General features: G+C 70.3%; 19 protein-coding genes. 9 read left to right on the plus strand and 10 right to left on the minus strand.

The features are described from left to right. Positions 1 to 8 precede the first annotated feature (8 nt). From ACIBNA_RS13610 to ACIBNA_RS13645, 8 genes are all read right to left on the minus strand, one after another. On the minus strand, positions 9 to 1586 hold the full coding sequence (locus ACIBNA_RS13610) for a class I adenylate-forming enzyme family protein (protein WP_399165500.1): 1578 nt from the start codon (positions 1584 to 1586) through the stop codon (positions 9 to 11). A gap of 11 nt (positions 1587 to 1597) precedes the next feature. Next, positions 1598 to 2977, minus strand: a complete 1380-nt coding sequence (locus tag ACIBNA_RS13615) for a protoporphyrinogen/coproporphyrinogen oxidase (protein WP_399165381.1) — start codon at positions 2975 to 2977, stop codon at positions 1598 to 1600. After that, positions 2974 to 3951, minus strand: coding sequence for a UbiA family prenyltransferase (locus tag ACIBNA_RS13620; protein ID WP_399165382.1), 978 nt, complete (start codon positions 3949 to 3951; stop codon positions 2974 to 2976). Before ACIBNA_RS13620 ends, ACIBNA_RS13615 begins: the two co-directional genes overlap by 4 nt. 27 nt (positions 3952 to 3978) lie before the next feature. After that, the gene (locus tag ACIBNA_RS13625; RefSeq protein WP_399165383.1) at positions 3979 to 5103 is read right to left on the minus strand and encodes a DegT/DnrJ/EryC1/StrS family aminotransferase; all 1125 of its coding nucleotides are present in this window, start codon (positions 5101 to 5103) and stop codon (positions 3979 to 3981) included. Further along, on the minus strand, positions 5100 to 6326 hold the full coding sequence (locus ACIBNA_RS13630; protein WP_399165384.1) for a DegT/DnrJ/EryC1/StrS family aminotransferase: 1227 nt from the start codon (positions 6324 to 6326) through the stop codon (positions 5100 to 5102). Before ACIBNA_RS13630 ends, ACIBNA_RS13625 begins: the two co-directional genes overlap by 4 nt. A 109-nt stretch (positions 6327 to 6435) precedes the next feature. Continuing rightward, positions 6436 to 6966 (minus strand): EF-hand domain-containing protein, encoded by a 531-nt coding sequence (locus ACIBNA_RS13635; RefSeq protein WP_399165385.1) that lies wholly within the window; start codon positions 6964 to 6966, stop codon positions 6436 to 6438. A gap of 104 nt (positions 6967 to 7070) precedes the next feature. Next, positions 7071 to 7550: a hypothetical protein gene (locus tag ACIBNA_RS13640; protein WP_399165386.1), complete on the minus strand. Its 480-nt coding sequence runs from the start codon at positions 7548 to 7550 to the stop codon at positions 7071 to 7073. 100 nt (positions 7551 to 7650) lie between these two features. After that, positions 7651 to 8187, minus strand: a complete 537-nt coding sequence (locus ACIBNA_RS13645) for an EF-hand domain-containing protein (RefSeq protein ID WP_399165387.1) — start codon at positions 8185 to 8187, stop codon at positions 7651 to 7653. Between the two features lie 587 nt (positions 8188 to 8774). Here ACIBNA_RS13645 and ACIBNA_RS13650 point away from each other — a divergent pair. The 7 genes from ACIBNA_RS13650 (at position 8775) to ACIBNA_RS13680 (ending at position 15291) form a co-directional block, all read left to right on the plus strand. Then, a complete protein-coding gene (locus tag ACIBNA_RS13650) occupies positions 8775 to 9809 on the plus strand; it encodes a Gfo/Idh/MocA family oxidoreductase (protein WP_399165388.1) in 1035 nt (344 codons plus the stop codon). After that, positions 9799 to 10758: a sugar phosphate isomerase/epimerase family protein gene (locus ACIBNA_RS13655; protein ID WP_399165389.1), complete on the plus strand. Its 960-nt coding sequence runs from the start codon at positions 9799 to 9801 to the stop codon at positions 10756 to 10758. Before ACIBNA_RS13650 ends, ACIBNA_RS13655 begins: the two co-directional genes overlap by 11 nt. Further along, positions 10751 to 12187, plus strand: coding sequence for a M20/M25/M40 family metallo-hydrolase (locus tag ACIBNA_RS13660; RefSeq protein ID WP_399165390.1), 1437 nt, complete (start codon positions 10751 to 10753; stop codon positions 12185 to 12187). The genes ACIBNA_RS13655 and ACIBNA_RS13660 overlap by 8 nt, the downstream gene beginning before the upstream one ends. 155 nt (positions 12188 to 12342) lie before the next feature. Further along, positions 12343 to 13413 (plus strand): Ldh family oxidoreductase, encoded by a 1071-nt coding sequence (locus ACIBNA_RS13665; RefSeq protein WP_399165391.1) that lies wholly within the window; start codon positions 12343 to 12345, stop codon positions 13411 to 13413. Then, positions 13410 to 14357 (plus strand): Gfo/Idh/MocA family protein, encoded by a 948-nt coding sequence (locus tag ACIBNA_RS13670; protein ID WP_399165392.1) that lies wholly within the window; start codon positions 13410 to 13412, stop codon positions 14355 to 14357. The genes ACIBNA_RS13665 and ACIBNA_RS13670 overlap by 4 nt, the downstream gene beginning before the upstream one ends. Continuing rightward, positions 14354 to 14836, plus strand: a complete 483-nt coding sequence (locus ACIBNA_RS13675; RefSeq protein WP_274814213.1) for a DUF6917 domain-containing protein — start codon at positions 14354 to 14356, stop codon at positions 14834 to 14836. Before ACIBNA_RS13670 ends, ACIBNA_RS13675 begins: the two co-directional genes overlap by 4 nt. Beyond that, positions 14833 to 15291, plus strand: a complete 459-nt coding sequence (locus ACIBNA_RS13680; RefSeq protein WP_399165393.1) for a carboxymuconolactone decarboxylase family protein — start codon at positions 14833 to 14835, stop codon at positions 15289 to 15291. The genes ACIBNA_RS13675 and ACIBNA_RS13680 overlap by 4 nt, the downstream gene beginning before the upstream one ends. A 253-nt stretch (positions 15292 to 15544) precedes the next feature. Here ACIBNA_RS13680 and ACIBNA_RS13685 read toward each other — a convergent pair whose 3' ends face one another. Both ACIBNA_RS13685 and ACIBNA_RS13690 read right to left on the minus strand, forming a co-directional pair. Further along, on the minus strand, positions 15545 to 16846 hold the full coding sequence (locus ACIBNA_RS13685; RefSeq protein ID WP_399165501.1) for an RICIN domain-containing protein: 1302 nt from the start codon (positions 16844 to 16846) through the stop codon (positions 15545 to 15547). 102 nt (positions 16847 to 16948) lie between these two features. Beyond that, complete coding sequence (locus ACIBNA_RS13690; protein ID WP_399165394.1) at positions 16949 to 18379, minus strand: endo-1,4-beta-xylanase; 1431 nt, start codon at positions 18377 to 18379, stop codon at positions 16949 to 16951. A gap of 847 nt (positions 18380 to 19226) precedes the next feature. On the opposite strand from ACIBNA_RS13690, the gene ACIBNA_RS13695 reads away from it, so the two are divergent. Beyond that, positions 19227 to 20708 carry a non-reducing end alpha-L-arabinofuranosidase family hydrolase gene (locus tag ACIBNA_RS13695; protein WP_399165395.1) on the plus strand — a complete coding sequence of 494 codons (1482 nt, stop codon included), beginning with the start codon at positions 19227 to 19229 and terminating at the stop codon, positions 20706 to 20708. Positions 20709 to 20956: 248 nt separating this feature from the next. Beyond that, positions 20957 to 22177: a metallophosphoesterase gene (locus ACIBNA_RS13700; protein WP_399165396.1), complete on the plus strand. Its 1221-nt coding sequence runs from the start codon at positions 20957 to 20959 to the stop codon at positions 22175 to 22177. The last annotated feature ends 241 nt before the right edge of the window (positions 22178 to 22418 follow it).

The following is a 22418-nucleotide window of genomic DNA, read 5'->3' on the forward strand; positions in this document are numbered from 1 at the left end:
GTCCCGTCTCAGGTCCACCGGCCGGAGCCGTAGGTGTCGGTCCGTCCGGTGAGGCGGTGCAGCAGCTCCCCGCGCCGCACCTTGCCGGTGCCCGTACGCGGTACCTGGTCCCAGGTGAGTGCGACCGGTTCGCGCAGCGGCGGCAGGTCGCGCACCGCCTCCTTCCAGCGGGCCCCGTCCACCTCGCCGTCGGCGGTGACCACGACGGGCAGCGGGTCCCGGCCCGGCTCGGCGAGGACGACGCACTCCATGGCCTGCGGCAGCCGGGTCTCCAGGAGGTCCTCGGTCCGCAGGCAGCTGAGCTGCGGCGCGCGGTCCACCTCGCGGTCGAGCAGCTCGATGCTGCCGTCGCGGTTGCGGGCGCCGATGTCGCCGGTGTTCCACCAGCCGCCGTGGCGCTTGGCCGCCCAGCGGTCTTCCTCGCCGACGTAGCCCAGGGCGCAGGCGGCGGTCCTGGCGAGTACCAGGCCCGCCTGCCCCCTCGGCAGGGGCCGGTGGGTGTCGGGATCGACCACCCGCAGCCGCGTCTTGACCGGCACCGGACGTCCGAGGTTCCGGGTTCCGGCCCCGCCCGCCGCCCGGCGGACGGACCGCCGGGTGTGGAAGCGGAAGGTCAGCGGTCCCGTCTCGGTCTGCCCCCATCCCTCCATCCACACGGGACCGCGGTGCCGGCTCGCCCCGAGGTAGGCACGGACGGTGGGGGGATGCACGGCGTCGTACGTGCTGATGACCATACGGACGCGCCGGAACGGGTTGTCCAGTCCTTCTGTCAGCGGCTGGAAGCGCACGAACGAGGCGGGCAGTGCCTCCAGAACGGTCGGCGGATGGGCGCGCAGCACAGGGTCGGCGAGGTTCGGGTCCTGCGTGGTGATGATCGAGATCGCGGCGGGGCCCATGCACAGGACGCTCGCGGTCCAGCAGAACGTCCTGCCGTGGGCGAACGCGCTCGCGTTGGCGAGAACGTCGCTGCGTCGCAGGCCGATCCGCGGCCACCGCACGCTCTCGAACCGCGCCAGCTTCCCGACGATCGTTCGGGTGGAGTGCACCACCAGCTTGGGCACACCGGTGGTACCCGACGTGTGGTGGATCACCAGGGGCTCGTCGTCGTGTCGTCGGCGAGGCCCGGGAGCGGTGTGTCCGCGTACGTCGTCCATGCCCAGCGTCCCCGGCACGGCGCCGTCCAGGACCAGGGTGGCCCGTGCGGCCGAGGCCAGGTCGGCGCCTTCCTTCCGGCCGCGTTCCAGCACCTGGGCCGTCGTGACGAGCAGAGCGGGGCCGAGCCGGGCCAGCAGCGTCCCCAGCGTCTCGCCGGACAGGTGCGCGGACAGCTGCGCGGGGACGGCGCCGACGCGCACGGCTGCGCAGGCCAGCAGGTCGTAGTCCCAGTGGTTGTCCTTGACGATCGCCACCCGGTCGCCGGGGCCGGCCCCTGCGGCGTCCAGCCAGCCGGCCGCCTCCCGTACGAGCGTGGCGAGTTGTGGGAGCGTGTGGTGGGTCCGGGCGTCCGCGTCGATGTCGAACGGCCGGTCCAGGTGGAAGCGCGTGCCGACCTGATGCTCGGCGCACTCGTCGAACAGGACGCTCATGTCGTGTGGTTTCACGAAACGTTCTCCTCGGTGGGACGGGAGCTGGGGCGTGTCCGTCCGAGGGCCCGCGGTGGCCGCAGCCGACTGAGGACGCGAGAGGCCGCGAGCGCGCCCGAGCGTACGGCGCCTTCGCTGGCCGGCCGCAGCATCACCCAGTCCCCGGCGTACTCGACCGGCCGTGCGGCACGCGCCATGAACCCGCCTCGTCTGCGCAGGGCGTCGGGAGTCGCTTCCGGCAGGCCATGGGTGAACGCGTGCACGAAATGGCGCCCGGCGGTGGTCTCCAGACCGGGTACGTACCGGGTGGCTGCCCGCACGAGCCGGTCGGCCGTCTGCCGCTCCGGCGCGGTCAGCAGTTCGGGGATGGTGCGGGCGTCGGCCATCAGGGTCAGCAGTCCCTTGCCCGCGGGCACCCGGTCCGGGTGCTTGGCGTGATCCACGATGATCGCGGAGAGCACGCTGTCCTCCGCTTCCGGCGTCAGCAGGACATACAGCGGCTTGCGGGACGGTGGCGCGAGCGGCCGGTCCAGCAGGCAGCTGACCTTGAGCGCGGGAGTGAAGGTGCAGGCCGACAGGAACGAAAGCTCGTCGGCGGGGGCGTTGGCATGCAGGCGCGCCGCAACCGGGGCGGGCACGCACAGGACCACCGAGCGCGCCGTGACGCTGTCGTTCCCGACGCGCAGCCGCGCGCGGCCTTCCTCGGTGACGACCTCGTGCACCTGACTGCCGGTGACCACGTCGAGCCCCTCGGCCAGCCGCCGGGCGAGCAGGTCCATGCCGTCGCGGTACGTCCGCCAGCCGGCAGCGGGACCCACCTCCGACAGCAGGCTGAGCATCGGTGCGACGGCGGAGCGCGCCGTGTCCCAGCCGAAGAAGCTTCCGGCGACCGGCTGCAGCAGGTAGTCGTGCACGTCCCTGTGGTACCGGCGGGCGAACTCCCTGACCGTCAGGGCCCCTGCCGGGGTCCGTTCGGGGTGGTCGGCGTCGAACTTCCGGCGGTGCGACCCCGTCCAGGCCAGGAGCCGGGCGAGGTCGAACCGTGCACGAGGTGAGAGCCCCGCGCCGGTGAGCACCGCGGAGGGGTCCGCCACGCCGGGGTGGGCACGCCCGCCGCGCCACACACCGACCGACCTGCCGATGCGCGGCACGTCGCCCTTCGGCACACCCAGCCGCGCCAGCAGCTCCCAGGTCGCGCGGTAGCCCTGCTCCGAGATCTGTTCGGCACCCTCGTCGATGGTGTATCCGGCGTGCCGGAAGCTGCGCATCCTGCCACCGACGTGCTCGTGCTGTTCGTAGACCCGCACGTCGAGGCCAGCGCGCCGCAGTTCGTGCGCGGTGGTCAGTCCGGCCATGCCTGCGCCGACCACGGCCACGTCGAGATCAGGGCTCATCCGGTGGCCCCCGCGCCGACGATCAGGTTCGCCGTGATCAGCAGCAGGGTGCTGATCCGGTGTGCGGGGAAGCCGAGCCTGCGGGCGCGCATGATGTCCCCCTGGCGGAAGCCGGTGCGGTACTGCCGCACGCGCAGCGCGGTGACGGGCAGCATCAGGAACACGAACCACCACGGGGCGATCCCGACGGCGGAGGCGACGGCGCCGGTCAGGAATTCCGCCGCGGAGAGCGACCCGATGAAGACGGCGTTGCCCTTCGGCGACACCAGGCAGGCCACGGTGCGACGCCCGACGGCCCGGTCCCCGGGGATGTCGTTGGTGTTGGAGTACACGCCGAACAGCAGCGGTCCGAAACCGAAGAGCACCCCTTGCACGAGTACGAACCCGGAGAAGTGGCCGGCCGCGAGCCCGTACGCGCCCATCACCAGGGCCGCGCCCAGCCCCACGAGGAAGATCTCCTGGAAGCCGTGGTAGCTGATCTTCAGCCCGTAGGAGTACTGGACGGAGACCACGAACAGCGCCGCGATCAGCACCACTGCCCAGGTGGGCCGATGCGGGGCGGCCGCCACGGCGGCGGCCCACAGGGCGGCGCCGGCGGCGGCGGTGGCCCACCCGAAACCGAGCGCTTCGCGCAGGGTCAGGGTCCCCGCGACGAGCGGCTTGCGGAGTTTGTTGCGCAGCGGGTCGTCCGGGCCGTAGTTCGCGGCGTCGCTGCCGTCGCGGTAGCCGGTCACGTCGTCGAGGGCGACCATCGCCACGATGACGCAGACCGCGCCGAAGAGGAACAGGGTGAGCGTCACGATCGTCGCGGGCCACAGACCGGAGACGGGCAGCAGCACCGCGGACAGTGCCACGGCGACGCTGGGGTAGTAGTCGTAGACGTCGAGTTTGCCCAGCCGGGCGTAGCTGCGCATCTTGCTCTCGGGACGTGCCGTTCCGGACGGGAACGGTCCGGCCTCGGTGCGGGTCGTCATCTGCTCCGCTCCTTCCAGTGTGTTCGGTCAGCGGCTGCTGCTCAGCCCCGCGTAGGCGCAGACCGTGTCCGCGATGTGCTCCACCTGGGCGTCGGTGAGGCGCGGGTGGACCGGGATGGCCAGTTGGCGTCGGCTGGCGCTCTGAGCGTGCGGCCAGCTGCGGTCGACGGGCGCGAACCGGCTGAAGGCGGCCTGGTGCGGCAGCGGGAGGGGGTAGTAGACGTGGCTCTCGATGCCCCGGTCGGCCAGGTACCGCTGCAGTTCGTCCCGCTCCTCGGCGAGCAGCGAGTACACGTAGAAGCAGCGGCCGTTGCGGCCCGGCGGCGGGGGCAGCACACCGCGCTCGGCGAGCGGCGTGAAGCGGTCGGTGTAGTAGTCGGCGATGCGGGCCCGGCGTTCCAGCAGTCCGGGAAAGGCGGGGAGCCGGTGGAGCTGAAAGGCGGCGAGCACCTCGTCGAACCGGCTGTTGTAGCCGGTGCGCGGGTAGACGAAGCGCTCGCTCTGCCCGTGGTTGCGCAACGACCTGACCGTACGGGCGAGTTCGGGGTTCATGGTGACGACGGCGCCGCCCTCGCCGACCGTTCCGAAGGTCTTGACCTGGACGAAGGAGAACACTCCGGCCTCGCCCCACGTCCCGGCGGGGCGGCCGTCGAGGAGACCGCCCTGCGCGACTGCCGAGTCCTCGACGAGGCGCACGCCGTGACGCCGGGCGATCTCGCTCATGCGGGGCATGTCGGCCATCACCGAGAACATGTGCGCGGGCATGATCGCCCTGGTCCGGTCGGTGATCGCCCGCTCCACCTCGTCCGGGTCGGCCACCATCGTCCACGGGTCGACGTCCGCGAAGACCGGTGTCGCCCGCAGCCCTGCCACGGTATTGGCCAGCGGAGCACAGCCATAAGCCGGTACGACCACCTCGTCGCCGGGTCCGATGCCCATGGCGTGCAGGACAAGGGTCAGCGCGGAGGTGCCGCTGGAGCAGGCCACGACGTCGGCGGCGCCGAGCGAGTCGCGCAGGGCCTCCTCGAATCGGGCGGTGTGCTCGCCGAGCAGGAACCTCTGTTCCGGCGCGGTGCCGATGTCGTGGACGAGGTCCATGAGCAGTTGCCGGTCGTCCTCGAAGAGGTCCGGGGCGAAGAAGGGAACTGTCACGCGGGCCTCCTCGTCGTGAAGCGGCGAACCAGGTCGCACACCGTGTCGACGTCGTCGAGGCTCATGTCGGGGTACAGCGGGAGGGCGATCGTGTGCTCACAGGCCCTCTCGGCGTGCGGGAAGTCGCCCCGGCGGTATCCCAGATGGGCGAAGCACTCCTGGAGGTGCAGCGGGGCCGGGTAGTACGTCTCGGTGCCCACGCCGTGCTCGGCCAGGTACGCGGCCAGTTCGTCACGCCGCTCGACCTCGATGAGGTAGACGTAGAAGACGGGGTGGGTCTGTGCGGTGCGGGGCACCACGGTGGGGAGCCGCAGTACGCCGGGCGTGCCGGTCAGCCGTTCCGTGTAGGCGGCGGCGAGCCGGGCCCTGCGCGCGATGTCCTCGTGCAGCCGGGTCAGTTTGGCGAGGAGGACGGCCGCCTGGATGTCGTCCATCTTGCTGTTGACGCCGTTGACGGTGGTCTCGTTGCTGATGCCCGGGAAGTGGGCCAGCGTCCGGCCGTAGCGCCCGTGGTGACGCAACGCCGCCGCGGCCTCGGCGAGTCGGCGGTCGTCGGTGAGGATCGCCCCGGCATCGCCGATGGCCCCCAGTGTCTTGGTGGGGAAGAACGACAGCACGCCACCGGCTCCCAGGAGCCCGGCATGGACGCCGTTCCATCGCATGCCGATGGCCTCGGCGCTGTCCTCCACCACGGTCAGCCGGTGGTGGTGCGCGACGTCGAGCAGCGCGTCCATGTCGGCCATCTGACAGAACAGGTGGACGGGCATGATCACGCGGGTGCGTGGAGTGACCGAGTCGGCCGCGGACTTGGGGTCGATCGTGTAGGTGACGGGGTCGATGTCGGCGAAGACCGGGCGGCCGCCTGCCAGCACGACGCAGGAGGCCGAGGCCACGAAGGTGAAGGCGGGGACGACGACCTCGTCACCTGGTTGCAGGCCGCAGGCGCGCAGCAACAGCACCAGGGCGTCGGTGCCGCTGTTCACGCCGACCGCGTAGCGTGCGCCGGTCCACCGGGCCAGAGCCTCCTCGAAGCGGGCGACCTGCCTGCCGTGTGAGAACTTGCCGTTGTCGAAGACCTCGGTGAGCCGGGTACGGATGTCCGGCCAGAGCGCTTCGAAGGTCCGGGCCTGGGTGAAGAAGGGCACCTGTACCGACGTGTCGTCCGCGGTGCCGGTCGCCCGGCCGCGCCTGCCGTTCCTCGGTCCGGGGGATGCGCTGGACATGTTTCCTTTCGTGGCGCCGAGGCGGATCGGGCTGCCCGGTCGGGGGTACGCCGACGCTCCTCGTGGGCCGGGGAGCGCCGGACGCGGGGACCGGTGGATCGCGGACGGGTCAGAGCAGGGAGAACTCCAGCTCACCGGAGTGGTAGCGGTGTACGGCCGCGATCAGCTCGTCGACGGACAGCTGACCGTCGCCGTCAGTGTCGATCAGCTTGAACGCCGTGCCCGCCGCGGACTCGTCACTGCCGATGGCGACGATCCAGCGCTGGAATTCCCGAGGGCTGACCTGACCGTCACCGTCGGTGTCGCACAGGTCGGCGATCGCGCTGATCGTCGGACGCAGCACCTGGTCGAAGCCGGCCTCCCCGCGGTCGAGCACCTGCTCCGCCGCCACCGCCTTGAACCGGTCGAAGCCCAGTGCCCCGTCGCGGCCGACTCCGGCCTGCCCCGCGATGTGATCCCACATGCCGAGGTACGCGTCGGTGAGAGCCCGGCCCTTCGGGGAACCTTCGGTTTCCCCGAACGAGAGCAGAATGCGTTTTACCTCGCCTTCCCAGTCACTGCGATCGATGGTGCCGTCGCCGTTCTTGTCCCACATGTCGAAGCGGCGACGCAGTCGCTGCTCCTGTACGGAAGTGCTCACGCTTCTTCCTTTCGTTTTTCTTTTCGGGACCTGCGCTTCAGATACTTACCTGAACCGGCTTCACCAACCCACTCTTTCGAGTGAGAAGAAAAGAGGAGGCGCATTTATACGCCCGCGCCATTACTTCGCCGACTCAGCACAATGACCATCCCCGCCACGGCGATCGGGGCGATTTGAGAGATGAGTTGCCCCACCACGTCCACGGTCTGGAATCGCCCGAGATGAGCCACGTGGAATACCAGGTGCGGAATCGTGAAGGCGAGGCAGCCGAAGGCCGCCGCCCGCACCAGAGACCGCTCGGGACGAACAGCGGCCCACAGCAGAACCGTAGTCAGACCGAGCGACAGAGCACCTAGGTCACGCACGAGGTGTTCGTTGTACGGGGGGAATTTGGTCACCCACGCGAAAGCCGGGAGAGGAAACGCGTCATGGAACGATCGAGGCGCGAACAGAGCCCACGCGCCGGGCACCCCCTGCCCCAGACACAGCAGCGCCAGTGCGGCTCGCACCAGGAGACGCCCGGCTTCCGGCGCCGGCCCTGCGGACACGGCCCGTCGGCCGGTTCCGCGGGATTCGGCGGACATGAATCCGTTCCTGGCGCCCGCGGGGCTCATCAGTGTCCGCGGACGGGGGCCCGCTCCGGGCGACCCTCGTTCGGAGCGGCCCCTGCCGTAGGTCCGCGCGTCAGACACCCAGCAGCGGGGCGTCGAGCTCACCCGCGTGGTACTTCCCCACAGCGGCCACGAGTTCGTCGACGGACAGCCGTCCGCTGCCGTCGGTGTCCACCTGGCGGAACGCCTCGTCCGCGTCGATGTCACTGCCGATGGCCCCGAGCCACTTCCGGAACTCCTGCTGGTCGACCTCCCCGTCGCCGTCGACGTCGCACAGGTCGACCATCGCGCGGATGCTGGGCCGGAGCATGGTGCTGAAGCCGACGGCGCCCTGGCTCAGCATCTGGGCGTCGGCGATCTCGACGAACTGCTCGACCGTCAGGGACTGACCGGCGTCGAGGCCGGCCTGTTCCACCATGTAGTCCCACATGTGCGGGTACGCCTGCAGCAGCGCCTGCGCCTTGGGGGACTTCTCCTGCTCACCGAAGGCCTCGACGATGCGCCGGGCCTCCGCCTCCAGGTCGCCGCGCTCGATACGCCCGTCCCCGTTGGTGTCGTACAGCGCGAAGCGCTGCCGGAGACGTTCGGCCTGGGCAGTCTTGTTGGACATCTCACTCCTCGTCGTCGAAAAGCTGCGGAGAAATCCTGCTTTCTCGCATCCGAAACTGCGGGAATCCGAAAAAGTGACTTTTCCGATTCCGCAAGGGTGATTCAGTCTCGCTGCAAGGTACATGATTACTGGCATCCTTCCAGGCCTGTCAATGGAGAGAGGTGTCACCGGAGGAGCGCAGAAACATTTTTTCCGCTCTCCGGACACCGCGTCACGGCCGATTGTTTTCGTCCACGGGTTCGGCCGTGAAACCTGAGTCGCCAGTCTGAGCCGCATCGTCCGGCCCGGCCGGACACCACAGCCCTCATCGACGTGAATTCCAGCCATCCTGTCGCGGGACGCAAAAATGGCGGCCACACACACGGCAGGCCACCATCGGATACGATGCGCCGAGGTCGCGACGACCCTTTCTCCGCGCATTCCGTGAGGACTGCCTTGCATGTTTCAGGGACGGACGGGATGGGTAAGCAGAAAAATTTCGATTCCATTCGCCAGCCTGCACCCGGTGCACTCCACGTCGCATTCGCACGCGAAATCATACCGGTGTGCGACTTTCGAAAAGACTGCGCGAAAAAGGGGGTCGAGCCTTGCTGTACACGTTGATCGTCGGCCTGGGCCGCTCGGGACTGGGGCTGCACGTGCCGGTGCTGTCGCGTGCCCGGTCCCACGTACTCGGCACCTTCGCCGACCACCCGATCGTGGGAGTGGATCCCGGCGACACCGCCCGCGCCGAGCGGCGGGATCTGCTGATCGCCGAATCTCTGCGCCAGGCGCGCGATCTTCTCGACCCGGCGCGGACCGTCGTCCATCTGTGCACGCCCCCCGCCGTGCGCGCCGAGGTGCTCCGCGAGGTGGCGGGGCTCGGGTTCTCGCGGATTCTCATGGAGAAGCCGCTGGCCGGCGACCTGGACACGCTGCGGTGCATCCTGCGGCTCGCACGGGAACACGAGCTGCGCCTGTCCGTGGTGGCGCCCTGGCTGCACAGCACGCTGACCCGGCGTCTCGTCCAACTGGTGGGCCATCGGGAGCCCGGCGCTGTTCGTTCCGTGTCCGTCACCCAGCACAAGCCCCGGTTCCGGCGCTCCCTGACCACCAGCAGTCACACCTCCGCCTTCGACGTGGAGGCGCCGCACGCGGTGGGTCTCCTCCTGCGCCTGCTGGGTGACGCGCAGGTGCGCGGCGCGCGCTGCGCCGACCTTCGGGTGGGAACGACGACGGTGCCGAACATGGGCGGTGCGCACCTCGAACTGCTGCACACGGGCGGGATCCGCAGCGAGGTGCTGTCCGACCTGTCCGCACCGGTACGTCAGCGGCGGATCGTCCTCGGTATGGACGACGGAAGCGTCGTCGGGCACTACGCGGTCGGCCAGGACGACGACTTCGCACAGTTGGAGATCACACGTGACGGCCACACCACCCGCGAGGTCCTCCGTGACGACTCACTCGCGGCATGTCTGACCGACGCCTATCGCGGCTACGCCGAGGGCGGCGACGGAGGTGCGGGCGACCTCGGCCTGCACGTACGGACGGTCGAGCTGCTGGACGAGGCGAAACGACTGGCGGCCCTGTCTCCCGCCGACGGCACGCACTCTCGCAAGGAGGCCCTCTCGCATGGGCGTTGACCTTCCCGGAGCGGGCCCCCAGGAGTCCCGGCCCGCAGTGACCGAGGACGCCCCGAGCGGACCGGCGGCCCCCGGTATCCGGTTCGCGGGCATCGGGGACGAGGCCGCGGCGGACCTCACTGGGCAGCTTCAGGCCCTGCGCCAACTCGGCTGGGGGGCGATCGAGTTGCGCACCATCGATGGCGTCGCGGTCGCCGACCTCGACGACCGGGCCTTCGCCGCCCTGGCCCACCGGGTCGCGGCAGCCGGTCTCGACGTCGTCTGCGTCGATTCCCGGATCGCCAACTGGAGCCGCCCGATCACCGGGCGCTTCGAGGACGACGTGCGGGAGTTGCGGCAGCTGGCCCGACGCTGCGCCACCCTGGGCACCCGGTTCGTCCGGGTGATGTCCTACCCCAACGCCGGCCTGGACGAAGAGGAGTGGGGCAGGCGGGCGCTGGACCGGATGGCCCGGTTGGTCCGGCAGGCCGAGCAAGAGGGGCTGGTGCTGCTGCACGAGAACTGCAGCGGCTGGGCCGGCACCCGGGCCGACCGGATGCGGCAGCTCCTCGACCGCGCCGGTGGTCCCGCGCTGCGGCTGCTGTTCGACATGGGCAACGGCGTGCCTCACGGCTACGACGCCCGCGCGCTGCTGGACGAAATCATCGACCACGTCGCTCACGTGCACGTCAAGGACGCCCGGACCGGGCCGGACGGCCAGGTCACGTACACACTGCCGGGCGACGGGGAGTCCCGCGTACGCTCCTGCCTCGGCGCCCTCGTCGACCACGGATACACCGGTGCCTGGTCCATCGAACCGCACACCCATCTGCAACCGCACCAGGGCCAGGACACCACCGACGCCGACGGTGTGGCGGCGTTCGTCCGCTACGGGCGGTGCCTGGAACGGCTCGTTCGGCAGGAAACCCGGCCTGCCCGGATTCCCGCCGGTGGGGAGCGGCATGGTTGACGTTCCGACCCGGCCTCCCTTCCCGGCCGCATCCGCCGCCCTGCCACTTTCCGCGGTCCTGTCGCCTCCCGCCCGGTTGACGCCGGCCGATCACAACCTGCTGCTCGAACTGCTCGCCACTCCCACAGCCGGGCCACTGGAGACCGGCACCGACGGTCCCGCCGTGCGCCTTTGGGAAGCCGGACGGGCCTATGCGGCGGCCGCCGCGGCGACCGGTCTGCGGGTGCTGCGCCACGCCCCGCCCGATCCGGCAGCGCTGCGCCGGGACGACGTGCCGCTCACGGTCCGGGAGGCGGCGCGGGACGAGACGTTCCTGGCCCGGCAGCCCAGCCTGGTGCTGCGCCTCGGCCCCGAACTCCCGCGGCGGGACACGGTGATGTTCAACGTCCACCTGGACACGGTCGCCGGCTGGTGGCCGGCCCGCTTCGACGGCCTGCGTTTCACCGGCCGGGGAGCGATCGACGCCAAGGGCCCCGCCGTCGCCCTGCTCGCCGGCATCCGGGCCGCTCGCGCCGCCGAGCCGGCCCTGGGCAGCCGGGTCGGTGTGCTCATCCAGGCGGTCGCCGGGGAAGAAGGCGGCGCCCTGGGCACGTTCGGCACCAGGCCGCTGGTGGAGGACGGGTTCACCGGCAGCATGAACCTGTTCTGCGAGCCCACCGGGCACCGCTTCCTGCCCCGCTCGACGGCATCCATGACGGCCCTGGTCCGCGTCGAGGGCGAGGACGCCGTGGACGACCGCCCCGAAGCCGGCCACAACGCGACCGTGCTGCTCGGGCACATCAGCCACTACCTGGCCCGAGCCCTGCCGTCGCGGATCGGCGACGGCAGGGTGTGCGTGGCCGGCCTGCACACCGGCGAACGGCACAACCGGGTCTACGGCACCGGCCGGCTGCTGCTCAACATCTCCTACGGGTCACGGCCGGCCGGCCGAGCCGCCGAGGCCGCGCTGGAGCAGGCGCTGCACGAGGCACTCGCCGACTTCGCCTCCGGCGCCGCCGGCATCCCCGACCTGGCCAGGACAGCCCTGGACGCGGCACGGATCACGTCCCTGCAGTGGCACAAACGCGGCCTGCCCGCGCTGGACGGCCGAGGCCGCGCGCCGTGGGCCGAGGAACTGCTGGAACGGCACGCGGGCCTGGTGCGCTGGCCCGACGAGGAGCCGGCCTTCACCTGCGACGCGATCTGGATGGCGGACGCACCCGACAGCTACACGGCGGTCTTCGGCCCCGGCGACCTGGACACCAACCACGCGCACGCCGCCGGCGAGTACGTCGACCTGGACGACCTCGACCGGTACGCCGACGAGATCGCCCGCATTCTGGTCGCCCGGGTCCGCCACGGGCCGCCCGGCGACGCTGCCGGCGACCCCTCTCACGCTCACTCAGCTGCCGTGCCCGGCACGGCCGCGGACAGGATCTCTCCCCGATGACCTCGACGGTTTCCACCACCTCCACGGCCTCCGCAGACGCAACCGCCCCCGGTGCTGCGAGGCCCCGTTCCGGACCGTGTGCCGTCCCGCCGCAGGCCACCGGCACTGCCGGCGACATCGCCGCACGGGTGCCGTACCCGGACCTCCTCGCATTCGTGACGCAGGTCCTCTGCGCCAGGGGACTGCCCGAGGACCGCGCGGGAACCGCCGCCGAGGCACTGTGCCACGGCGACCTGACGGGCTTCACCAGTCACGGCATCACCAACCTCACCCGGCTCTACCTCCCACTGCTCGACTCGGGCCGCTGCGATGCACGTGCGGAGCCGCGCATCGTCGCCGACCGCGGTGCCTCGGTGCTCCTCGACGCCCGCCGGGCGCTCGGGCTGTGGGCCGCAGCCGAGGCGATGGACCTGGCGGTCGAGCGCGCCCGCCGGTACGGGGTCGGCATGGTCTCGGTGCGGGGAGCCACGCACTTCGGCTGCGCCGGCCACCATGCCCTGCGCGCGGTCCGGCACCACATGGTGGGCCTGGTCACCGCCAACTGCGGCCGGCAGCGGATCGTCCGCCCGATCGGCGGACGGGCTCCCATGCTGGGCACGAATCCGCTCGCGCTGGCCGCCCCGGCCGGCGACCGGCCGCCGTTCGTCCTGGACATGGCCACCACGGTTGCTCCCACCGGCAGGATCCGGGCCGCCGCCCGCGCCGGGCAGAGCGTGCCCGCGGGCTGGCTGCAGGACGATGACGGCGCGCCGGTGACCGACCCGGCCGCCTTCGACCGCGGCCAGGCACACCTGCGCTGGCTCGGCGGTGACCCCGACACCGGCGCGTACAAGGGTTTCGGGCTCGGTCTGCTGGTCGAGGTACTGTCCGCGCTCGTCCCCGGAGCCGGCATCGGCCCGCAGGAGGAGACGGCGGAGCCGGCCGGCCCTGACGATGACATCGGCTGCTTCATGCTGGCCGTGGCCCCCGGGTGCCTCAGGCCCGAGGCGGAGTTCCGCGCCGACGCGGCCGACTTGTTCGGTGCCCTCCTCGGCTGTCCGCCGGTCCGGGCGGACGAACCGGTGCGCTATCCCGGCTGGCCGGAGGAGGCCCGCTCCCGGGAGCGGCGCGCTCACGGCGTCCCGCTGGAGCCGGCCCTGCACCGGGAGATGCTCGACCTGGCCCGGAACAGCGGTCTCGGCTTCCCGGAACCCGTCCGGCCCGCAGAGGCGGGGAGCCCGGCATGACGCTTCCGCGCATCGGCCTCATCGGCCTCGGTGTCATCTCCCGCTTCTACCTGGCCGCGCTCGAAAAAGCCGGGTGCGCGCGGCTGGTGGCGGTGTGCGACACCGACGAGAACCGGCTCTCCGCCGCACCGGCGCACGTGCCGCGCTACCGCGACCACCGTGAGCTGCTGCGGGCCGCGGACCTGGACGCCGTGGTGGTCAACGTGCCCAACGACCTGCACTATCCGGTGTGCAGGGACGCGTTGGCGGCCGGACGCGCGGTCTGCGTGGAGAAGCCGCTCGCCACGCATCCGCACGACGGCCACCGTCTCGCGCGGCTGTCCCGGCAGCGCGGCACCGTGCTGTTCACCTCCTTCCACCGCCGCTACAACAGGGAGGTCGACGCGCTCCGCCGGCGCATCGCCTCCGGCGCGCCGATCGTGTCGCTGACGGTGCGCTACGAGGAGACGATCGAGGAGCACGCCGGTCGGGACCGCTGGTATCTCGACCCGGAGCGCTGCGGGGGCGGCTGCGTCGCCGACAACGGGCCCAACGCGTTCGATCTCGTTCGCCTGTTCCTCGGAGACGTACGGGTGACGGAGGCAACCGTGCACCGCGATGCGCGGGGCGTCGACCGGCAGGCGCAGGTGCTGTTGGCCGCCCCGTCCGGCGCGGCGACCGCCCGGGTGGTGCTCGACTGGTCCCGTCCCGGCGAGCGCAAGACGGTCGAGGTGCGACTCGCCGACGGGACGGTCGACCGTGCCGACATGCTCGCGGGTCATCCGGAGTTCAAGGGGTCCCTGTGGCACGAGTACGTGGGCGTCCTGCGGGACTTCACCGACGTCCTGTCCGGCCGGCGCACGAACGGCCCCGATGGTCTGGCCGCCCTGGAGCTGGTGGCCGCCACGTACGCGTACGAACGCCTCGGCCGACCCCGTGCCGGACAGGAGGTACGCCACCCGTGACACCCGGAGAGGACGGTGCCAAGCGCGCCGTGTACGGGCGGCTGGTGAAGGTCCTCACCCACCGGCGTGACGACCGGGGGATGACTCTGGAGGAGTTCGCGAGCCGGTGTGTGCGCCGTGGGGAGGTGCATGAGCTGGTGACCACCGACCACACGGAGACCGCCGCCGGCGCCCGGATCGACCGCGTCGGATTCCTTGGTTTCGTGGAGATCGGATGCGCCGGCGTCATCGACCGGGGCGACGAGGTCTGGGCCGGCGGGAGCCTGGTGGGGACGGTCCTGGGATTCGACGCCTGCCACTTCCCGAACCACTACAACATCCTCATCTCGGCGCCCGAACGGCTCACCGGCCCGCAGCTCGGCCTCGCCCCCGAAGCCGATGTCAGGTTCGAGCAGCGTGCTGAGGTGCCACACCCGCCCGGAAGCAACCCGATGCCGCGCGGCCGACGCCCGCCGGCCGATCACCTGGAGCACCCGTGAACCCACGCATCGACCTCGCCGAGCTGGAGCCCGCCGCCTATCAGGCCATGCTGGGCCTGGAGCAGTACCTCTCGACCAGCCCACTGCCGGCGCCGCTGCGCGAGTTGGTCAAGCTGCGGGCGAGTCAGCTCAACGGCTGCGCCTTCTGTGTGTCCCTGCACAGTCACCAGGCCAGGAACGGCGGAGAACCGGACGAACGGCTGTTCTCCCTCGTGACCTGGCGCGAGTCCCCCTTCTTCACCAAGGCCGAACGTGCCGCGCTCGCACTGACCGACGCCGCCACCCGCCTCGACGCGGAGGGAGTCCCCGACGAGGTGTGGAACGAAGCGGCCGCCCACTACGACGACCGGCAACTGGCGGCGCTCGTCATGACGGTGGCCACCGTCAACGCCTGGAACCGCATCGGCGTCAGCACCCGCTTGGTGCCGAGCCGTCGGCAGGGAGACGGCCACTGAACGACCGGGGAGCCGCAAAGAGGCAGGTCCTGGACGCCGGGCAGTGGGACAAAAAGGGTAGGTGGACGACAGCGGGGACGACGGACCAGAAGGCGGCGCGCACCATGACCCCACTGGTCTGCCGCGGGTCGTAGACGATGTGATGGCCATCGCTGTCGAGCCGGTGAGTGAACCTCTCCGTCCTTCAATCCGGGATGGACGTCGACGGAGTGGAGCCAGGATCATTCTGGCTCCACTCCGTGGTGCGGGCGTGTCACTGGAACTGTGCGAAGAACCTCCAGATCTCTGCTTTGGTCCAGGTGGTGACGCCGCTCTCGCCGGAGGAGCCCTCGACCGGCCCGGGTATGTGGCCTCCGTCGAACGCGGCCCATTGGACCGGGTATCCGGCACGGCAGCCCGCGTAGGTGGTGGTGATGTGCGTTCGGCTGCCCGGCCCGGGCTCGCGCGGGCTCTGGGGGGTGCAGCCGTTGTTGCTGACGAATCTGTCGCGCAGGGACCGTCCTTGCCCGATGTTGAGGACGGAGTCGCTGATGCCGTGGATTCCGAAGTAGGCGATGGGCTGGTTGCCGCCGCTGCACCCGCTGATCTGAGCGCCGGAGATGACCGCGACGGCCCTGAAGACGATCGCCCGGCTGCATGCGAGTGCGTAGCTCATACCGCCGCCCCAGCTGAATCCCGTGGCGAAACGCTGTGCCGGGTTGACACAGAGTCCGCCCTCGATGCGCCGGATCATGTCGTCGACGAAGGTGATGTCCTCACCGCCCGAATTGGCCCAGCCGTTGCCGAGGCCCTGGGGGGCGACGAGGATCGCGCTGTTGTTCGACTGTTCCTGTTGGCCGTAGTAGGACCAGGCGTTCCCGCTCGTGCCGCCCGAGGCGACGTCGCCGGCGGTTCCGCCCCGCCAGTGGAACGCGAAGATCAGCCGGTAGCGGTGGCTGTTGTCGTAGTTGGCGGGAACCCTGAGGATGAAGCTGCGGCTCTTGCCGCCGCTCTGAATCGTTTGCGTACCGCTCGCCAGAGTCGGGGCGCTGCCGCATCCGCCGCCGCCACCTGACGACAGCTTGATCATCTGCCATTGCTGGTTGGCGCCGCCCCAGTCGGAGTACTGGACGACGTTGCCGCCGTCGGCGCTGGAGGCGCCCTGCACCTCCACCGCCTTGCCGCTGGTGCGGTTGATCAGCCGGACGTGGCCCGCGTCGGAGTCGGCCAGGCGGAACTGCTGGTTGGCCCCGTTGTGGTCGGCCCACTGCTGGATCGCGGCACCGTCTGCGGTCGAGGCGCCGGCCACGTCGAGAACCTTGCCCGAATGCCGGGCCTTGAGGCGGTAGAAGCCGCCGCCGGAGTCCACGAACTGCCACTGCTGGTGGGCTCCGTCGTTGCGCGTCCACTGGCTGACCCGCGCGCCGTCGGCGGCGGACGCGCCGGAGACGTCCAGCGCCTTGCCGCTGTTGCGATTGACCAGGACGTACCAGGCGTTGGTGTCCACCGTCGCCGCCTCGGCGGGCGCCGGATTCACCGCGGCGAGCATGCCGATCGCGAGGGTCGCCGCCACCACGGCGGCGACCCGGGACCACCAGCGATGTCTGCGTGGAGGGGCGGGGGAAGCCGCACCATAGGTCTTCACCGATTCACCCTTTCGTTTGTGTGGCAGGTCCCATCAGGTGCGGGTCCAGCGCTGGTTGCTGCCGTTCGAGCAGGAGTAGAGCTGGATCAGGGTGCCGTTGGCGGTGCCGCCTGCGACGGCGTCGAGGCAGAGGCCGGACTGGACGCCGACGATGGATCCGTCGGAGTTGAGGCGCCATTTCTGGTTGTCGCCGCCCCAGCAGCTGTAGATCTGGACTTTGGTGCCGTTGCCGGTGCCCGCGGCGTCCAGGCACTTGTTGCCGTAGACCCTGAGCTCGCCGGCGGCGTTGTACGTCCACTGCTGGTTGGTGCCGTTGTGGCAGTCCCACAGGTGGAGCTGGGTGCCGTCGGTGGTGCTGGTGCCGGGCACGTCCAGGCAGCGGCCTGAACCGACGCCCTTGATCGGTCCGGAATCCGAAGGGGGCGTAGAAGAGCCGCCGTTGAGTGCGTTGAGGACGGCGGTGTAGGCGGGCTTCTTGCTGCCGTCGCGGTTGAACAGCAGCGGCGTGTGCTCCGGTCGCCAGGAGTCGGTGTCGCGCACACCCCAGACGGTGATGCCGAGGCAGCGCGGGACGGCCAAGCAGTCGTTGGTCACGTTCGCGTAGGTCGAGGCCGAGGCGCCCTGGATGTCGAGTTCGGTGATGGCCACGTCGACGCCGAGGGCGGCGAAGTTCTGCAGGGTGGTGCGGAAGTTGCTGTTGTAGGGGCTGCCGCTGTTGAAGTGCGACTGGAAGCCGACGCAGTCGATCGGCACGCCGCGCTGCTTGAAGTCTCGGACCATGGCGTACATGGCCTGAGTTTTGGCCCAGGTCCAGTTCTCGACGTTGTAGTCGTTGTAGCAGAGCTTGGCGGCCGGGTCGGCAGCACGCGCGGTGCGGAAGGCGACCTCGATCCAGTCGTTGCCGGTGCGTTGCAGGTTGGAGTCGCGCCGGGCTCCCGAACTGCCGTCGGCGAACGCCTCGTTCACGACGTCCCACTGGGCGATCTTGCCCTTGTAGTGGGCCATCACGCCCTTGATGTGGTCGATCATCGCCTGGCGCAGCGCGCTGCCGCTGAGGCTCTGCATCCAGCCGGGCTGCTGGGAGTGCCAGGCCAGGGTGTGGCCGCGCACCTGCTTGCCGTTCTGCACCGCCCAGTTGTAGACGCGGTCACCGGCGGCGAAGTTGAACTGGCCCCGCTGCGGTTCGGTGGCGTCGATCTTCATCTCGTTCTCGGCCGTCACCGAGTTGAACTCACGGCCCGCGATCGTCGTGTACGCCGAGTCGCCCAGCCTGCCCGAGGCGATGGCGGTGCCGAAGTAGCGGCCGCTCTGCGCCGCCGCGGCGCCGAGCGTGTTCTCGGCGGCGTGTGCGGTCGGCGGCGGGAGCAGTGCGGCGACCGCAGCGAGGACGCCGACGACCAGCGCCAACAGCAGGCCGCGGATCTTCCGGCGGATAACGGGTCTGGGAAGGGCATACGAGCCCATGACTGTGCCTCCAAGGTAGAAATCACGGAAGGACTGAAGCGCAGGGGGAATGCGTCGGCCTCGGCAGACGGACGGGGCGGGCCGGAACCCGGGCAGCACGGAACCACCGGACACCGCGGGCATGGGACCGGGACGATCCCAATTCGACACAGGCATGGGGGTACTCCATCGCGGCTCAGCCGGGGAGCCGCCACGCGGCGTCGCGTACCTCTCCGACTGCGCGAAGAGCCAGGATGCGCTGGTGCGAACCTCACCGGAACGTGACGGGGTGGCGCAGGTGCCTTGGTGCGCGGATCTGCCGTGCAGCTGTGCGTGGATCTGCCGTGCAGCACAGATTGCTCAGGGCCGACGCGGTTCGATATCTCGAACTATGGCCGGGTCTCAGACAGGGATGATTGAGGTGTTGACGATGGATCGTCAATACCCCCCGCAGAAGAAGTTTCGGTTCCTCGATCGAAACATTCGGGAATCCCGTCGAGCCGGACGGCGAACCCCCGGCGCCGCCGTCGACGGATGCCGTAGGGCCGGGGCCGGGGCGGGGACGAGTGTGCGGACGCCGCTTGCTCGACTTCCCTCCTCCACGCCGACGCCTTGGACTGGCGAGCTGTAGCGCAAACTCCAGGGTGTTTCATGTCGGCGCGACAGCCTGTCAACAAGCCCGAAGGGGAGGCGCTGTTTGTGGACAGATCGGCGACAGGCCTTGACCAGAGGGCCCCACATTCCTAGCTTGTGGCGTCAAAGCATCCGGGAATTCTTCGAAAGTTTCGAGATAGTCCCTCCCTCCGGCACGTCCGCTCCGCGGTTCATCGGGGTCACCTCACCCCCGCTCCCCAAAGGAGGCCCTCTGATGTGGTTTCGCCACCCGTCCCCGGTCCGTCCAAGACGCTTACTCGCCGTCCTTGCGCCCTTGCTGCTCGTGGCTACCTTCCTCGGTGCCCAGCCCGCCGGCGCGGCGACCGTAGACCCCAACGCCTCGTATGTGCTGGTCAACCGCAACAGCGGCAAGGCCCTGGATGTCTACAACATGGCGACCGCCGACGGCGCCCGCATCACTCAGTGGTCCAGGAACGACCAGGCCCAACAGCAGTGGCAGTTCGTCGATTCCGGGGGCGGCTACTACCGCATCAAGTCCCGCCACTCGGGCAAGGTGCTGGACGTCCACAACTGGTCCACCTCGAACGGCGGCTCGATCGTCCAGTGGACCGACCTGAACGCCACCAACCAGCAGTGGCGGCTGGCCGACAGCTCGGACGGCTACGTGAGGCTCATCTCGCGCCACAGCAACAAGGCTCTCGAAGTGCAAGGCGCCTCCACCGCCGACAGCGCGAACATCGTCCAGTACGACGACTGGGGCGGCACCAACCAGCAGTGGCGGCTCGTCAAGGTCGACGGCGGCAACCCCCCCGGCTCGTGCAATCTCCCGTCGACCTACCGCTGGACGTCTACGGGCGCGCTGGCGCAGCCCAAGGCCGGGTGGGCCTCGCTCAAGGACTTCACCGTCGCCCCCTACAACGGCAAGCATCTCGTCTATGCGACGACGCACGGCGCCGCGGGAACGGGAGCGGGCTGGGGTTCGATGAACTTCGGCCTGTTCACCAACTGGCCGGAGATGGCCTCGGCCGGCCAGAACACGATGTCGGCTTCCACCGTCGCGCCCACGCTCTTCTACTTCGCGCCGAAGAACATCTGGGTGCTCGCCTACCAGTGGGGCGGTGGGAGCGCCTTCTCCTACCGGACGTCGAGCGACCCCACCAACCCCAATGGCTGGTCAGCACAGAAGGTGCTCTTCTCCGGAAGCATCAGCGGCTCCGGCACCGGCCCCATCGACCAGACGCTCATCGCTGACGGCCAGAACATGTACCTGTTCTTCGCCGGTGACAACGGCAAGATCTACCGGGCCAACATGCCGATCGGGAACTTCCCGAGCAGTTTCGGCTCAACCTACACAACGATCATGAGCGATACGGCGGACAACCTGTTCGAAGCCCCGCAGGTCTACAAGCTCCAGGGCCAGAACCGCTACCTCATGATCGTCGAGGCGAGGGGCTCGCAGGGCCGCTACTTCCGCTCGTTCACGGCCACCAGTCTGAACGGCTCATGGACACCCCAGGCCGCGACCGAGAGCAATCCCTTCGCCGGCAAGGCCAACAGTGGCGCCACCTGGACCAACGACATCAGCCATGGCGAACTGATCCGCACCAGCGCCGATCAGACCTTCACCGTCGATCCCTGCAACCTGCAGTTCCTCTACCAGGGACGCAGCCCCAACTCCGGCGGCGAGTACGGCCACTGGCCCTACCGGCCGGGGCTGCTGACACTGCGGCGCTGACGGCGTGACACGAGTCCGGCTCCGGTATGCAGCCGGCGTGGCGGGCTCGGCGGAAGGCCGAGCCCGCCCGGGTCACGCGACGCGGACCACCCCACGGGCGATGCGGTTTCCCGACGGCTGCATGATGACGTCGTGGAAGGCGACCCAGCTCGCCAGGCGCGTCCGGTGGCCCATGAACGCCGGTCCGGCCGGCCCGAGGGCGACCGGATACAGTGCGCGAGACGGCAGCCTGGTCAGGGAGGGGAAGCGTGACCGACACCAGCAGCACCCGCCCCGCCGACAGCGAAGCGCGAGCTCCGCGGCAGAGCCGACTGCACCGCCTGATGCGCTACATCCCCCTGATCGCCCCCGTCCTGCTGTGGGCCGTGCCCTGCTGGGTGCTCCTGCACACCGGCCAGCACTGGCCGCTGCCCGTCACGTCGGCCGGCACCGCCCTGTTCGCCCTCGGCCTCGTCGGGGTGCCGCTCGCGATGGTGCGCGGCCACGGCCGGCGCCAGCAGGACCGGGCGGCGATCGTCGGTGACACCCTGCTGGGCACCAGCTGGGTTCTGTTCACCTGGTCCATTCTGCTCGGCGTCCCATTGCGGCTCGCCCTGACCGTGGCCGGCGTCGGCGAGAGCCAGGACCGGGCCCGAATCGTCACTTGGGCCGTCCTCGCCATAACCGCCGTACTACTCGCCTGGGGGTACGCCGAAGCCCGCCGCGTGCCGCGCGTGCGCCGACTCGACGTGCAACTCACACGGCTGGGTGCCGGGTTGGACGGCATCCGCGTCGTCCTCATCACCGACACCCACTACGGCCCGCTCGATCGCACTCGCTGGTCGGCGCGGGTATGCGAGACGGTGAACACTCTGGAAGCCGACCTGGTCTGCCACACCGGCGACATCGCGGACGGCACGGCCGAACGCCGCCGCGCCCAGGCCGTCCCACTCGGTACCGTGCGGGCCACCCGGGCCCGTGTATACGTCACCGGCAACCACGAGTACTACAGCGAGGCCCAGGGCTGGGTCGACCTGATGGGCGAGCTGGGCTGGGAGCCGCTGCGCAACCGCCATCTGCTGCTCGAACGCGGAGGCGACACCCTCGTGGTCGCCGGCGTGGATGACGTCACCGCCGAGTCCTCCGGCCTGGCAGGCCACCGCGCCCACCTCGCCGGTGCCTTGAACGGCGCCGACCCCGACCTACCCGTCCTGCTCTTGGCACACCAGCCCAAGTTCGTCGACCGTGCGGCAGCCGGTGGCATCGACCTCCAACTCTCCGGCCACACCCACGGCGGCCAGATCTGGCCCTTCCACCACCTGGTCCGCATCGACCAGCCCGCCCTCGCCGGCCTCAGCCACCACGGCAGCCGCACCCTCCTCTACACCAGCCGCGGCACCGGCTTCTGGGGCCCGCCGTTCCGCGTCTTCGCCCCCAGCGAGATCACCCTGCTCGTGCTCCGCTCCCCGCACCTGCCCACCTCGCCGTAGCACTGGGCGGGCCAACACATCCGCTTGGGGCAGTCCACGAGCCGAGGGGTGTGGACCGTGTCGCTGCCCGCACGAGGACACAAGGCAAGTACGCATCCTCATCGGTGGGTTCCCCAGCCCGACGATACATAGCCGCCACAGCAGTCCCGCCCCCCGAGGGATGGGGGCCCCGGCTGAGACGGGCCGGGCTCACTGAGAGCCGTTGCCCGAGGAGTACGCCCGGCCAAGGGCGCGGAGACGC

This window comes from Streptomyces sp. NPDC050164 (genome assembly GCF_044459945.1).
GTDB lineage: Bacteria > Actinomycetota > Actinomycetes > Streptomycetales > Streptomycetaceae > Streptomyces > Streptomyces coeruleorubidus_A.